This is a genomic window from Pseudomonas sp. TE4620 (assembly GCF_056279045.1).
Genome location: NZ_JBWBQO010000001.1, coordinates 1,451,087 through 1,464,443 on the forward strand (window position 1 = coordinate 1,451,087; position 13,357 = coordinate 1,464,443).

Below are 13,357 nucleotides of genomic sequence, written 5' to 3' on the forward strand. Positions count from 1 at the left end.
CATCTTCGCCTCAAATGCCGCTGATCAATTGCGCGTTGTCCACCCGCAGTTCGGCGCCGTTGACGAAGTTCGATTCGTCGCTGGCCAGAAACAGCACCACGTTGGCGATATCGCGCGGCGCGCACATGCGGTTCATCGGGTCCTGGTCGAGCAGCGCCTGGTCGATCGGCTGGCCACCGGCCAGGGCCTGGGTCATCGGCGTGTTGACGCCGTCCGGGTGCACGCTGTTGCAGCGGATGCGATACCCCTGCTGCTTGCAGTGCAGGGCGATGGAGCGGGTCATCGCCGCTACCGCGCCCTTGGAGGCCGAATAGGCGCAGAACATCGGCATGGCGCCCAGGGCGGCCACCGAGGACATGTTGACGATCGAGCCGCCGCCACTGTCCTTCATGGCTTCAATGGCATATTTGCAGCCGAGAAAGTAACCGTCGCCGTTGATCTTCTGCACCTTCTGCCAGGTTTCCAGCGAGGTGTCCTCGATGGTGCCGGCCACCAGGATGGCGGCGTTGTTGACCAGCACATCGAGGCGCCCGAAGTGCTCCAGGGTGGTCTTGACCACCTGCTGCCAGTCGCTTTCGCTGGCGATGTCGTGGCGGATGAACAGCGCCTTGCTGCCAATCTGCGCGGCAACTTCGCGACCGGCCTGTTCATTGAGGTCGGTAAGCACCACCCGGGCGCCCTGGCTGGCCAGCAGCAGGGCGTCCTCGCGGCCGATACCGCTGGCGGCGCCGGTGACGATGCAGACTTTGCCTTCTACACGTTGCATGGTTGTTCTCCTGATGGTGCGGGGTTGCGGGCGGCGTGCGCGACGATATGCGCTGCGGCGCGCCGCCCGGAGTAAATGCAGTCGGCCAGGGACAGGCCGGAGACATACAGGTTGGAGGCCAGGCCCACGGCATTACGCCCGGCGCTGTACAGCCCGGCGATCGGCGCGCCGTGCCGGTCGAGCACCGCGCCGCTGCGCTCGTCGACGCGCAGGCCGCCCAGGGTCAGGGCCGGGCAGGGGAACAGGCGGCTGTCATAGGACAGGTCGAGGGCATACCAGGGGCCGCTGTCCAGCGGGCAGAGCATCGCCGCCGACTTGCCCAGCGGGTCGGCGATGTCGCCTCGGGCCGCGCTGCTGTACTGCGCCACGCTCTGGCGCAGGTTGCCGGCGGGCAAGGCGCAGCGTTCGGCCAGCTGTTCCAGGCTGTTGCCGCGTTTGGCGTTGAACAGCAGGTTGAGCAGCACCGGCAAACGCTGGAAGTTCCACACCTTGCCCGGGCCGACCTGCTTGAGCGCCTGGCGCACCAGGGCGCGGTTGAGAATCAGGATGGCCTTGCCGCGCTGTTCTTCAACCATGGCGTGGCCGAGGGTGGCGCCGTACACCTCTTCATTGCAGTAGCGCAGGCCCAGTCCGTTGACGATCATGCCGCGGGCCCAGGCCAGCGGCGGGTTGATAAAGCGCCAGGCGCTGATCTTGTCCATCCGCGCCAGGCTGGCGCCTGCGCTCTGGCCCAGGAGCAAGCCGCTGCCATCGCAGGCGCTGCTACCCAGCGGCAGGCCGGCCAGGTACTGCGGCGCGTGCCGGGCCACCAGCTCGCGGTTGAAAATAAAACCGCCACAGCTGAGCAGCAGGCCTTTTTCGGCGCGAATCAGGGTGCGCACGGCATGGCGCTGCTCGATCTGTCGCAGGCGCTTGCGCAGCACCTCGGCCAGCGCCGGGGCGTACATCTGCAGGACGCTGACCCAGCGCGCGAGGCGTGCATGGCGGCGGGCGGCGCGGCTATCGGCAGGCAGTTGCCAGGCCACCACACCGAGCACCCGGTCGTGGTTGTCGACCACCAGCTGGCGCACTTCACACTGGCCGCGCAGGCGCACGCCGAGCTTCAGGGCGCTGGCGCGCAGCGGCGCAAACAGGCTGGCACCGGACATGCCCGGGCCTTTGGCGCGGTGCCCGCGAGGGGCGGGTGTGGCTTGCGCGGCGTAGGCTGGCACCGCTTCGTTGCCCGAGTAGTAGAGGTAGTAACGGTCGCTGGGGTAGGAGGTTTTCTGTGGCGGCACGCTGGCTTCGAAGGCCACGCCGTGGCGCTCCAGCCAGGCCAGTTGCTCGACACTGCGCTCGCAGAAGTCGCGCAGGGTGTCGGCCGATACCGCCTCGCCGACTTCCTGGCGCAAATAGTTGAACATCGCCTCGCTGTTGTCCGGGTAGCCGGCGCGCTGCTGGTAGGGCGTGCCGCCACCGGCATAGACCACGCCACCGCTGAGCGCCGTGGCGCCGCCACCGGCGAAGCGGTCCAGGGCCAGCACACTGAGCCCGCTGCTGGCGGCCTCGATGGCGGCGCAGACCCCGGCGCCGCCAAAGCCGACCACCAGCAGCTCGGCCGCGGCGTGCCAGTGCAGCTCTCCCGCATGCTCCACCCGCAGCGGCGCCAATGCGCTCAGGCTGTTCATGGCCCGGCCTCAGCCCGCTGCCGCGATCATGCGCGCAGGCGCTGCGGTGGTGGTGTAGCTGCCGTCCAGGTACACCAGCGGGGTGATGCTGGCGCTGGTGCGGATGCGCAGGATGCGGCCAATGAAAATGGTGTGGGTGCCATAGGTCATGCGCCCGTCCTGGCGGCAAAGAATCGATGACTGTGCGTCGGCCAGAAACGGAATGCCTTCTTCGCTGGTCTGCCAGTCTCCGCGCTCGAAGCGTGCCTCGCCCTTGATCGCGCCGCTGCACAGGTGCGCCAGGTCTTGTTGCTCGACGCCGAGGATGTTCACGCAGAAGTCGGCGCCGTCCGCCAGGGCGGCATGCGGTGAGGCGCTGGTGTTGACGCAGATCAGCAGCGACGGCGGCTCGGTGCTCAGCGAGTCGACCGCAGTGGCGGCCATGGCGAAGCGCTGGGTGCCGTTGCTGGTACTGATGATGGTCACGGACTTGGCCAGGCGGCGCATGGCCTGGAGCATGTCGGCTTTGAGAGTGTTGTTGTTCATCGCACGGCCTCTGGTTGGCTTGGAGTGCGATGAATTCTTGCAATCGGTGCAAGGCCCAACATCGTCCGAGGGGACTAGTCGAGCCACGCCGTCGCGGCATGGTCCGTTTGAGGGATGTTGGCCGTCGGGCGCCTTGCTTGAATGCCGGGGCAGAGGCCGGTTGCGCCTCTGCTGCACGCGCGCCCCGGCGGACGGGGTGATCAGAGGAGAACAACAACATGCTCAATCACGACCTGATACGCCAGCGTCTGGCCCAGCGCGCCCGCGAGCTGGTGCCGATCCTGCGTGAACGTGCCGCCCATGCCGCGCAACGTGGCCAGCTACCGGAAGAAACCCTGCGCGATTTCCACGACGCCGGGTTTTTCCGCATCCTTCAGCCGGCGCGCTGGCAAGGCTACGAGCTGCAGCCGCGGGACTTTTTCGAGGTGCAGATGACCCTCGCCGAAGGCTGCATGTCCTCGGCCTGGGTGCTGGGGGTGGTGGCCATCCACAACTGGCAACTGGCGCTGTTCGACGACCGCGCCGCCGAGGATGTCTGGGGCGAGGATTCCAGCGTGCTGATTTCGTCGTCCTATATGCCGGTGGGCAAGGTCGAGCGGGTCGAGGGCGGCTTCAAGCTCAGCGGCCGCTGGGGCTTTTCGTCGGGCAGCAAGCATTGCCAGTGGGCCTTCCTTGGCGCCCTGGTGCCGCCGCAAGAGGCGGGCGGGGCGCCGGACTACCGGACCTTCCTGGTGCCGCGCAGCGACTACCAGATCATCGACAACTGGAATGTCATGGGCCTGGAGGCGACCGGCTCCCACGACATCCAGGTGAGCGATGCCTTCGTCCCGGAGTACCGCACCCACCGCGCTGCTGACGGTTTCATGCAGTACAGCCCGGGCAACGCGGTCAACAGTGCGCCGTTGTTCCGCCTGCCGTTCGGGCAGATCTTCGTGCGCGCGGTGTCGTCGTCGGCCATTGGCGCCCTGCAGGGCGCGATCGATTTGTTCGTCGAGCACAACCGCAGCCGGGTCGGGGTCAATGACGGGCGCAAGATGCTCCAGGACCCGGCGGCGCAAACCGCCCTGGCCAATGCCATGGTCTGCGTCGACGAGTGCCGCACGGTGCTGCTGCGCAACTTCGATTTCATGCTCAAGGCCGCCGAGGCCGGCGACGCCCTGGCCATGCAGACGCGGGTGAAGATGCGCTACGACTCGGCGCTGGTCGCCGACAAGTGCGCCAAGGCGGTGGCCGAGCTGATGTTCAACAGCGGCGCCTCGACGATCTTTCGCAGCCACGCCATCAACCGCGCCTTTCGCGACATTCATACCGGCCGCGCCCACGTTGCCAACAACCCGGCCAAGTACGCCTGGAACCTGGGCGGCGTGAGCATGGGCCAGGACAGCAGCGACTTCTTCCTCTGAAGCGCCAGATCACAGAAACCGGCTAGTCCGTTTGCGGGATTCGAGCGGCGCGGCGATCCCCGAGCATGGTGGCAAGGCGCGGGTCCCTGGCGCCGACCGAGCCGTTAACAAGAACAAGGATCAAGCATGAAATTCTCATTGATTTACGAAGCACAGACGGTGGACTCCAGCCGCGAAGGCGACCGCAAGATCTTCGATGACACCGTCGAGCAGGCAGTACTGGCCGACCAGCTCGGTTTCGACACCTTCTGGTGCGTGGAACACACCGCCCTGAGCAACTACTCGCACATGTCGGCGCCAGAAACCATGCTCGCCTTTGTCGCCGGCAAGACCGAGCGCATCGGCATCGGCCATGGCGTGGTGTGCCTGCCGCCGGCGATGAACCACCCGGTCAAGGTCGCCGAGCGCATCGCTACCCTCGACCTGCTGTCCAAGGGCCGGGTGCATTTCGGCGTGGGCAAGGGCGGTACCCAGCAGGAGGCCGGTACCTTCGGCTACGACCTGGCGACCCTGCAGCCGCAGATCGATGAAGCCATGTACCTGATCCCGAAAATCTTCGTCCAGGACGAGATCGAGCACCATGGCGACTTCGTGCAGATCCCCAAGCGGCCGATCCACCCCAAGCCGTACCAGGACCCGCACCCGCCGATGTACCTGGCCTGCACCAACACCGAATCGCTGAAGAACGCCGGCGGGCGTGGCATGGGCGCGCTGGTGCTGGGTTTCGGCGGCCCGGAGGAAATCGCCAAGAAGGTCGAGGTGTACCACCAGGCCTGGGACAACCGTGACGCCAAGCAGCAGGTCGGCTTTCGCCCCAACCGCCACATCGCCGCGCTGTGCCCGGCCATCGTCCTCGACGACAACGAACTGGCGCGGCGCATCGGCATCCGTGGCCAGCGCTACTTCATGGAGTCGCTGGGCTACTGGTACGGCGGCGGCGAGCGGCCAGACCCGCAAAAGTGGAAAGACGACACCTACGTCGACGGCAACGGCCAGGCAGTGATCAAGTCGCGCTTTGCCTCCGAGGAAGTCAGCGTCGACTTCTCCGACCCGACCATGGCGATGATGAACCCCAACCATGCCTACGGCACGGTCGAGGACTGCATCGGTTACGTGCAACGCCTGATTGATGCCGGCGCCGACGAGATCCTGTTCATCTGCCAGATGGGCACGGTGCCGCAATGGGCGCAGCTGGAGACCCTGCGCAACATCGGCGAGAAGGTGATTCCGCATTTTCGCAAGCAGTGAGGTGAAAGCATCGCGGGTCAAGCCTGCTCCCACAGACCCGCGAAATTCACCCGATAGCGCTAGTCCCAACAGACGATGCCCGGCCTTGTGCAGCGGGCTTGAATAGCGCTCAACACGTCGATCAACGCGAGGACAACAAGCATGGATATCCGCGGCCTGGGTTACGTCACCCTGCTGTCCACCGACCTGGCGCAATGGCGTCATTACGCAACCCAGGTGCTGGGCATGATGGTGGCCAGTGAGGGCGCTGACAGCGCCCGGCTGTACCTGAAAATGGACGATCGCCCATACCGCCTCCTGGTGCTGCACAGCGATCAGGACAGCTTTGGCGCCTGTGGCTGGGAGCTGGCCGGCGAGGCCGCCTTCGAGCAGGCAATCGCCGAGCTGCAGCAGGCCGATATCGCCGTCGAGCGCGGCAATGCCGCCCAGGCCGAGCTGCGCAAGGTCCAGGCCGTGGCGCAGTTCTGCGACCCGGACGGCAACCGCCACGAACTGTTCTGGGGCCCGCGCCAGGATTTCGCCCGCTTTGTCTCGCCGGTGGCAGTCAAGGGCTTTGTCACCCATGAGCTGGGCATGGGCCACGTGGTGCTGCCGGCGCCAACCTTTGAGCGCTGCCGCGATTTTTATCAGCGGGTCATGGGCTTTGGCCTTTCGGACCTGATGAAAGTGCGCTTCACCCCTGACCCGGCCGAGGCGGAAAAACGCATTCATTTTTTGCACTGCAACAATGGCCGTCACCACTCCCTGGCGATCTTCGAATGCCCGGTGCCCCATGGCTGTGTGCACATGATGGTCGAGGTCGACGGCCTCGACGAGGTCGGCCGCGCCCTGGACCGCATGCACGCCCACGGCGTCAAGCTCTCGGCCACCCTTGGCCAGCACACCAACGACCAGATGGTCTCGTTCTACATGAAAACCCCTTCAGGCTTTGACCTGGAGTACGGCTGTGACGGCCTGGTGGTCGACTGGAATCAGCACACCCCCTTCGAAAGCACGGTGGTCAGCCACTGGGGCCACGACTTCAGTGTCGGCCGCCCATGAGGACAACGATGATGGACAAACAAATGACCACGGCGCAGATGGTCGGCCAGCTGCGCGACGGCATGACCCTCGGCATCGGTGGCTGGGGCCCGCGGCGCAAGCCTATGGCGCTGATCCGCGAGATCCTGCGTTCCGACCTCAAGGACCTGACCGTGGTCGCCTACGGCGGTGCCGATGTCGGCATGCTTTGCGCCGCGGGCAAGGTGAAGAAGCTGGTATTCGCCTTCGTCTCGCTGGATTTCATTCCGCTCGAGCCGTACTTTCGCAAGGCCCGCCAGGACGCCGCCATCGAGGTCATGGAGATCGACGAAGGCATGCTCCTGCTTGGCCTGCGCGCGGCGGCCATGGGCGTGCCGTTCATTCCCACGGCGGTCGGCCTGGGCACCGATGTGCTGCGCCACAACCCGCAAATCAAACTGGTGGCCTCGCCCTATGCCGACGGCAAGGACTGGGTGGCGATGCCGGCGCTTGACCTCGACGCGGCGCTGATCCACGTCGACCGTGCCGATGCCCGCGGGGTCTGCCAGATCAGCGGCCCCGACCACTACATGGACGACCTGTTCGTGCGCGCCGCCCGCCACAGCTACGTGACCTGCGATCAGCTGGTCGACAGCGACTACTTCCACAGTGCGCCGGAGCGCGCGCACCAGGTGTTCTGGGAGCGCAACCTGACCACCGCCGTGGCCCATGTGCCGGGCGGTGCGCACCCCTCGTCATGCGCGCCGCTGTACGGTTTCGATGTGCCGCATTTCAAGGCCTACACCGCCTCGGCCCAGGCCGAGGAGGGCTGGCAGGCCTATGTCGAGCAATTTGTCGCCTGCTCCCACGAGCAGTACCTGGAACAGGTCGGTGGCCTGGGCGCCATCCGCCAGCTTCCCCTGCCGGTTTTCTAAGCGAGTTTTCTATGACCACGCCAGCTACGACGTACAGCCTCGCCGAACTGATGATCTGCGCCGCCTCCGAGGCCTGGCGCGACGACGGTGAAGTCCTGGCCACCGGCATCGGGGTGATCCCGCGCCTGGCCGCCTCCCTGAGCATGCTGACCAGCAACCCGCAGTTGCTGATGACCGATTCCGAAGCCTACATGGTCGCGGAACCTGTGCCTCTCGGCGCACGCAACGGCTATCAACCCAAGCGCGACAGCTGGATGGGTTTTGCACGGATTTTCGACAACGTCTGGGGCGGCAAGCGCCATGCCCTGGTCGGCCCGATCCAGATCGACCGCTTCGGCCAGGCCAACCTCTCGTGCATCGGCGACTACGCCCGGCCCAAGGCGCAGATGCTCGGGGTACGCGGCCTGCCGGGCAACTCGATCAGCCATGCCAACTCGTTCTTCGTGCCCAGCCACAATCGCCGGGTGTTCGTCGACGGCGAGGTCGATATGGTCTCCTCGATCGGCTACAACCCGGCGCGCCTGGCCCGAGGCTGGGCGCTGGATGAGGTGGATATCCGTCTGATCGTCACTGACCTGTGCGTCCTCGATCTCCACGGCCCGCAGCACCAGGTACGGATCCGCTCGCTGCACCCGGGGGTGAGTGTCGATGAGGTGCAGGACAACACCGGCTTCGCCTTGCAGGTGGACGCCGATTGCCCGGTTACTGCCGCGCCCAGCGAGGCGCAGTTGCAGCTGATCAGGCGCCTCGACCCGCACAACCTGCGGGCCAGCCAGTTGAAAGACAACCCCGCCGGCCAGCGCAACCTGCGTTGAGCCAGGCCCGGGCAGTACGCCTTGCCGGAGTAGCAATCGATGAGCGAACAGAACAATAACAACCAGGCCGAGGTGGTGCTGTACGAGGTCCGTGGCGCGGTGGCCATGGTCACCATGAACCGCCCGCAGTACCACAATGCGCAGAACTCGCGCATGACCTACGCGCTGGACGCGGCGTTTCGCCGGGCCTGCGCCGACGACGCGGTCAAGGTCATCGTGCTGTGCGGGGCCGGCCGGCATTTTTCCGCCGGTCACGACATCGGCACCCCGGAGCGCGACGTCAACCAGAGCTTCGAGCGCGTCAGCCTGTGGTACGACCACGTCGACAAACCGGGCGGCGAGTTTCTCTATGCCCGCGAGCAAGAGGTGTACCTGGGCATGTGCCGGCGCTGGCGCGAGATGCCCAAGCCGACCATCGCCATGGTCCAGGGCGCGTGCATTGCCGGCGGCCTGATGCTGGCCTGGGTCTGTGACCTGATCGTCGCCAGCGAGGATGCCTACTTCACTGATCCGGTGGTGCGCATGGGCATCCCCGGGGTCGAATACTTTGCCCACGTGCATGAGCTCAACCCGCGGATCGCCAAGGAATTCCTGTTCATGGGCACGCCGATGCCGGCGCCGCGGGCCTACCAGATGGGCATGGTCAACCGCGTGGTGGCGCGCGAGGCCCTGGAGCCGGAAACCCTGGCCATCGCCGAGCGCATCGCGCAAATGCCGCGCCTGGGCCTGCAGCTGAGCAAGCAGGCGGTGAACAACGCCGAGGATTTGATGGGCAAGCGCGCGACCATGGACATGGTCTTCGGCCTGCATCACTTCGCTCACGCCCACAACGAGCTGGTGTCCGGCGACCGCCTGGGCGGTTATGACGCCCGCGCCATGGCCAGTGCCCAGCGCAAGCCGGAGGGGGTGTAAGCATGACGGTCTGCTTGCAAACGCCGCTCACCGAACTGTTGGGCTGTCGCTACCCGATCATCCAGACCGCCATGGGCTGGGTCGCCGAACCGCGCCTGGTGGCGGCCACCGGTAACGCCGGCGGCTTCGGTTTTCTTGCCGGCGCGACCATCGAGCCGGCACGCATGGAAGCGGCGATCGTCGAGACCCGGCGCCTTAGCGACCAGCCGTTCGGGGTCAATTTTCACATGTACCAGGCCAATGCCGCCGACATCGTCGAGCTGGTGCTTCGGCACAAGGTCAAGGCGGTCAGCTACAGCCGTTCGCCGGGCAAGCAGATGATCGCCCGGCTGAAAGATGCCGGCGTGGTCTGCATCCCCACCGTTGGCGCCCTCAAGCATGCGCAAAAGGCGGTGGAAATGGGCGCCGACGCGGTGACCATCCAGGGCGGCGAGGGCGGCGGCCATACCGGCGCGGTGCCGACTTCGCTGCTGCTCGGCCAGGTGGTCGAGGCGCTCAAGGTGCCGGTGGTCGCCGCTGGCGGCTTCAAGGACGGTCAGGGCCTGGTCGCCGCCCTGGCCTATGGCGCCGCCGGCATTGCCATGGGCACACGCTTTTTGATGAGCGCCGAAAGCCCGGTGCCGAGTGCGACCCTGGCCCGCTACCTGGCAGTCAACGACCCGGCGGCAGTGATCGTCAGCCGCGCCATCGACGGCATGCCGCAACGGATGATCCGCAACGAACTGCTCGATGCGCTGGAAGCCAGCGGCGGCCTCAAGCGCTGGTTACTGGCGCTCAAAAGTGGCCTGGCCTACCGCCGCCATAGCGGCACCAGCCTGGCGCAGTTGCTCGCCAGCGCGCTGAAGATGCGCGGCAGCGGCGAGCTGAGCGCGGCGCAGGCACTGATGGCCGCCAACGCGCCGATGGTGATCCAGAAGGCCATGGTCGACGGCCTGCCGGCCGAGGGCGTACTGCCGGCCGGGCAAGTGGCAGCGAACATTCACAGCCTGCCCAGCTGCGCCGAACTGATCGCGCAGATCGTCGGTGACGCGCAAGCGCGCCTGGGCGAACTGAGCCGCCGTATTTCATGAAGGGGAAGGGCATGAGCACATTTAGCGTCAGTATCGACAACGGCATTGCCGAGCTGGTCTTCGACCGGCCACCGGTAAATGCTTTCGACTGTCGGGGCTGGGCGGCAATCGCCAGCGCCATTGAAGCGCTGGGCAGCGATGCGCAGGTGCGGGTGATCGTCATCCGCGCCGAAGGCCGTGGTTTTTGCGCCGGGGTCGATATCAAGGAACTGGCCGCCGACGGCAACCTGATCGTCGCGGTCAACAAGGGCAACTACGACAGCTTCAAGGCCATCCACCGCAACCCGAAACCGGTGATCGTCGCCGTGCACGGCTTTGTCCTTGGTGGCGGCATCGGTATCTGCGGCGCCGCCGACATCGTTGTCGCCGCCGACTGCGCACGCTTTGGCGTGCCCGAGGTGGACCGTGGCGCCATGGGTGGCGGTGCCCACCTGCAGCGCCTGTTCCCGGTGCAGAAGGTCCGTCACATGTACTTCACCGGCGAGATGATCGACGCCGCCGAAGCCTACCGCCTGGGCGCCGTCGAGCGGGTGGTCAAGCGTGAGGCGTTGCGCGACACCGCGCTACAGATCGCCCGCAGCATTGCCGCCAAGAGCCCGGCGATGATCGCCCTGGCCAAGGAGGCGCTTAACGGCATCGAGGACGGCAATCTCGAAGACAAATACCGCTGGGAGCAGGGCTTCACCCTCGAAGCCTACCGCACCCAGGATTCCCAGGAAGCGCGTGACTCGTTCGTCGAGAAACGCGATGCCCACTTCAACGGCTGAAGGTACTGCGATGGACCTGACTTACACACCGGCGCAACAGGCCTTGCGTGCCGAGGCCCGGGCCTGGCTCGCGGCCAACGTACCGGCGCAAGCGTTGCAATCGTTCGACACCGAGCTCGGTTTTGCCCAGCACCGGGCCTGGGAGGCCCGCCTCAATGAAGGCCGCTGGGGCATGGTCACCTGGCCGACCGAACTCGGCGGGCGCGGTTGCGACCTGATCGAATGGCTGATTTTCGAAGAAGAGTACTACCGCGCCGGGGCGCCGGCACGGGTCAACCAGAACGGCATCTTTCTGCTCGGCCCGACCCTGATGGAATACGGCAGCGAAGCGCAGAAAGCGCGCTTTCTGCCGCGCATGGCCACCGGCCAGGACATCTGGGCCCAGGGCTGGTCGGAGCCGGGCGCAGGTTCCGACATGGCGGCGATCCGCTCCCGCGCCGAGCGGGTTGGCGACCACTATGTGATCAACGGCCAGAAAACCTGGTCGACCCGCGCGGTCTGGGCCGACTGGCTGTTCGGCATCTTTCGTACCGACCCCGAATCCCAGCGCCACCACGGCCTGACCTTCATCCTGTTGCCGCTCGACAGCCCCGGCATCAGCGTGCGGCCGATTGCGCAGCTCAATGGCTTGCCGGGCTTTGCCGAGATCTTCTTCGACGACGTCAAGGTGCCGGTAGAGAACGCCCTGGGCGGCGAGGGCATGGGCTGGCACGTGGCGATGTCCACCGCAGGTTTCGAGCGCGGATTGATGCTGCGCTCGCCGGCGCGCTTCCAGGAAACCGCCCGGCGCCTGGTGCAGTTGTACCTGGACAACCGTGAAGCTGCCGACCGCGACCCGGCGATTGCCGAGGCGGTGATGCGCGCCTGGCTGGACGCCGAGGCCTACACCCTGGCGACCTACATGAGCGCCTCGAAACTGGGCAAGGGCGGCAAGATCGGCCCGGAATCCTCGACCAACAAGATCTTCTGGTCGGAGCTCGACCAGCGCATGCACGAAACCGCCCTGAGCATCCTTGGCCTGCGCGCCGAACTGCTGCCCGAGGCACCAGCCGCCGGCGATGTCGGCCAGTGGCTGGATGGCTTCCTGTTTGCCCAGGCCGGGCCGATCTATGCCGGCACCAACGAGATCCAGCGCAACATCATCGCCGAGCGCATGCTCGGCATGCCCCGCGCCTGAGGAGCAGACCATGGACTTTAGTTTCAGCAGCGATCAATTGCTGTTCCAGGACAACGTGCGCAGTTTTTTGCTCAACGAAGTGCCCCCGGAACGCCTGCGTGAACTGTGCCAAAGCGACAGCGGGCGCTGTGATGCGCTGTGGGGGCAACTGGTAGACCTGGGCCTGAGCGCCATCACCGTGCCGCAAACCTGCGGTGGCATGGGCATGAACGCGCTGGATTTCATCCTCCTGGCCCAGGAGTGCGGTTACGCCGGGCTGCCCGAACCGCTGGTCGAGACCATGCTGGTGGGCGTGCCGCTGCTCGCGGGTGTCGACGCGCCGCGCCGCCAGCATTGGCTGGCGCAGGTTGCCGAGGGCCAGGCGCGCCTGGCGGTGGCCGAGCCGGGCAACCCGCTGGTCAGCGATGCGCATGTGGCCGGGCTGCTGTTGCTGGCCCATGGCGACGAGGTGCATGCCGTGGAGCGCAGCGCAGTCAGCCTGACCCGCAATGTGTCGGTCGACCCCAGCCGCCAGTTGTTCCAGGTGCAGTGGACGCCGAGTGCGTCTACTTGTGTTGCCAGCGCTGAGCAAGGGCGGCAGCTGTGGGCTGATGCCTTCAACCGCGGCGCCCTGGGCAATGCTGCGCAACTGCTGGGGCTGGCCAAGCGCATGGTGGATCTGGCGGTGGACTACAGCTTCGAGCGCAAGCAGTTCGGCAAGCCGGTGGGCTCGTTCCAGGCGGTCAAGCACCTGATGGCCAACGTCGCGGTGCACATCGAATTCGCCAAGGGCCCGCTGTACCGCGCCGCCCATGCCGTCGCCCACAACCTGCCGGGCCAGGCCGTGCAAGTGTCGCACGCCAAGCTTGCCTGCGCCGAAGCAGCGGCGCTGGCGGCGAAGAACGCCATTCAGGTGCATGGCGCCATGGGTTACACCTGGGAGGTCGACCTGCAGCTGTTCATGAAGCGTGCCTGGGCCCTGGACAAATGCTGGGGCGACCGCGGCCTGCACAAGGCGCGGGTGCGTACCGCGCTGTTCGAAAGCGGCCTGGCGATTGGCGCCGGCAGCACCTTCTGATCCTGTTTCCTGTTGA

Annotated in this window: 13 protein-coding genes; 10 read left to right on the forward strand and 3 right to left on the reverse strand. The window is 66.3% G+C overall.

The window, feature by feature from the left end; translation table 11 throughout:
- Nucleotides 1–10: 10 nt before the first annotated feature.
- Genes ACZ9A3_RS06880 through ACZ9A3_RS06890 form a run of 3 tightly spaced genes read right to left on the reverse strand, consistent with a single transcriptional unit; the run spans nt 11 to nt 2,958 of the window.
- Nucleotides 11–766: a glucose 1-dehydrogenase gene (locus ACZ9A3_RS06880; protein WP_045201630.1), complete on the reverse strand. Its 756-nt coding sequence runs from the start codon at nt 764–766 to the stop codon at nt 11–13.
- Nucleotides 754–2,433, reverse strand: coding sequence for an FAD-binding protein (locus ACZ9A3_RS06885; RefSeq protein WP_476252277.1), 1,680 nt, complete (start codon nt 2,431–2,433; stop codon nt 754–756). Before ACZ9A3_RS06885 ends, ACZ9A3_RS06880 begins: the two co-directional genes overlap by 13 nt.
- 9 nt (nt 2,434–2,442) lie before the next feature.
- A complete protein-coding gene (locus ACZ9A3_RS06890; protein WP_093384802.1) occupies nt 2,443–2,958 on the reverse strand; it encodes a flavin reductase family protein in 516 nt (171 codons plus the stop codon).
- Nucleotides 2,959–3,176: 218 nt separating this feature from the next.
- Between ACZ9A3_RS06890 and ACZ9A3_RS06895 the strand changes: the two genes are divergently transcribed.
- The 10 genes from ACZ9A3_RS06895 (at nt 3,177) to ACZ9A3_RS06940 (ending at nt 13,341) form a co-directional block, all read left to right on the forward strand.
- Nucleotides 3,177–4,361, forward strand: coding sequence for an acyl-CoA dehydrogenase family protein (locus ACZ9A3_RS06895; protein ID WP_195883616.1), 1,185 nt, complete (start codon nt 3,177–3,179; stop codon nt 4,359–4,361).
- Between the two features lie 126 nt (nt 4,362–4,487).
- Nucleotides 4,488–5,609 (forward strand): LLM class flavin-dependent oxidoreductase, encoded by a 1,122-nt coding sequence (locus ACZ9A3_RS06900; RefSeq protein ID WP_045201622.1) that lies wholly within the window; start codon nt 4,488–4,490, stop codon nt 5,607–5,609.
- A 141-nt stretch (nt 5,610–5,750) separates the two neighbouring features.
- On the forward strand, nt 5,751–6,650 hold the full coding sequence (locus ACZ9A3_RS06905; protein WP_476252278.1) for a VOC family protein: 900 nt from the start codon (nt 5,751–5,753) through the stop codon (nt 6,648–6,650).
- An 11-nt stretch (nt 6,651–6,661) separates the two neighbouring features.
- Nucleotides 6,662–7,543, forward strand: a complete 882-nt coding sequence (locus ACZ9A3_RS06910) for a CoA transferase subunit A (protein WP_213604447.1) — start codon at nt 6,662–6,664, stop codon at nt 7,541–7,543.
- Nucleotides 7,544–7,554: 11 nt separating this feature from the next.
- Nucleotides 7,555–8,358 carry a CoA-transferase subunit beta gene (locus tag ACZ9A3_RS06915; protein WP_476252279.1) on the forward strand — a complete coding sequence of 268 codons (804 nt, stop codon included), beginning with the start codon at nt 7,555–7,557 and terminating at the stop codon, nt 8,356–8,358.
- A 39-nt stretch (nt 8,359–8,397) separates the two neighbouring features.
- Nucleotides 8,398–9,270, forward strand: a complete 873-nt coding sequence (locus ACZ9A3_RS06920) for an enoyl-CoA hydratase (RefSeq protein ID WP_045201616.1) — start codon at nt 8,398–8,400, stop codon at nt 9,268–9,270.
- A gap of 2 nt (nt 9,271–9,272) precedes the next feature.
- Nucleotides 9,273–10,340 carry an NAD(P)H-dependent flavin oxidoreductase gene (locus ACZ9A3_RS06925; RefSeq protein ID WP_045201614.1) on the forward strand — a complete coding sequence of 356 codons (1,068 nt, stop codon included), beginning with the start codon at nt 9,273–9,275 and terminating at the stop codon, nt 10,338–10,340.
- 11 nt (nt 10,341–10,351) lie between these two features.
- Complete coding sequence (locus ACZ9A3_RS06930; protein ID WP_258716768.1) at nt 10,352–11,107, forward strand: enoyl-CoA hydratase family protein; 756 nt, start codon at nt 10,352–10,354, stop codon at nt 11,105–11,107.
- Nucleotides 11,108–11,117: 10 nt separating this feature from the next.
- On the forward strand, nt 11,118–12,284 hold the full coding sequence (locus ACZ9A3_RS06935) for an acyl-CoA dehydrogenase family protein (RefSeq protein ID WP_476252280.1): 1,167 nt from the start codon (nt 11,118–11,120) through the stop codon (nt 12,282–12,284).
- Between the two features lie 10 nt (nt 12,285–12,294).
- Nucleotides 12,295–13,341, forward strand: a complete 1,047-nt coding sequence (locus tag ACZ9A3_RS06940; RefSeq protein ID WP_093384776.1) for an acyl-CoA dehydrogenase family protein — start codon at nt 12,295–12,297, stop codon at nt 13,339–13,341.
- The last annotated feature ends 16 nt before the right edge of the window (nt 13,342–13,357 follow it).

Bases quoted from the DNA above. Each gene is read 5' to 3' on its own strand.
- ACZ9A3_RS06890 (WP_093384802.1), bottom strand. From the start codon at position 2,958: ATGAACAACAACACTCTCAAAGCCGACATGCTCCAGGCCATGCGCCGC.
- ACZ9A3_RS06915 (WP_476252279.1), top strand. From the start codon at position 7,555: ATGACCACGCCAGCTACGACGTACAGCCTCGCCGAACTGATGATCTGC.
- ACZ9A3_RS06935 (WP_476252280.1), top strand. From the start codon at position 11,118: ATGGACCTGACTTACACACCGGCGCAACAGGCCTTGCGTGCCGAGGCC.
- ACZ9A3_RS06895 (WP_195883616.1), top strand. From the start codon at position 3,177: ATGCTCAATCACGACCTGATACGCCAGCGTCTGGCCCAGCGCGCCCGC.
- ACZ9A3_RS06910 (WP_213604447.1), top strand. From the start codon at position 6,662: ATGGACAAACAAATGACCACGGCGCAGATGGTCGGCCAGCTGCGCGAC.
- ACZ9A3_RS06880 (WP_045201630.1), bottom strand. From the start codon at position 766: ATGCAACGTGTAGAAGGCAAAGTCTGCATCGTCACCGGCGCCGCCAGC.
- ACZ9A3_RS06930 (WP_258716768.1), top strand. From the start codon at position 10,352: ATGAGCACATTTAGCGTCAGTATCGACAACGGCATTGCCGAGCTGGTC.
- ACZ9A3_RS06920 (WP_045201616.1), top strand. From the start codon at position 8,398: ATGAGCGAACAGAACAATAACAACCAGGCCGAGGTGGTGCTGTACGAG.
- ACZ9A3_RS06940 (WP_093384776.1), top strand. From the start codon at position 12,295: ATGGACTTTAGTTTCAGCAGCGATCAATTGCTGTTCCAGGACAACGTG.
- ACZ9A3_RS06925 (WP_045201614.1), top strand. From the start codon at position 9,273: ATGACGGTCTGCTTGCAAACGCCGCTCACCGAACTGTTGGGCTGTCGC.
- ACZ9A3_RS06905 (WP_476252278.1), top strand. From the start codon at position 5,751: ATGGATATCCGCGGCCTGGGTTACGTCACCCTGCTGTCCACCGACCTG.
- ACZ9A3_RS06900 (WP_045201622.1), top strand. From the start codon at position 4,488: ATGAAATTCTCATTGATTTACGAAGCACAGACGGTGGACTCCAGCCGC.
- ACZ9A3_RS06885 (WP_476252277.1), bottom strand. From the start codon at position 2,433: ATGAACAGCCTGAGCGCATTGGCGCCGCTGCGGGTGGAGCATGCGGGA.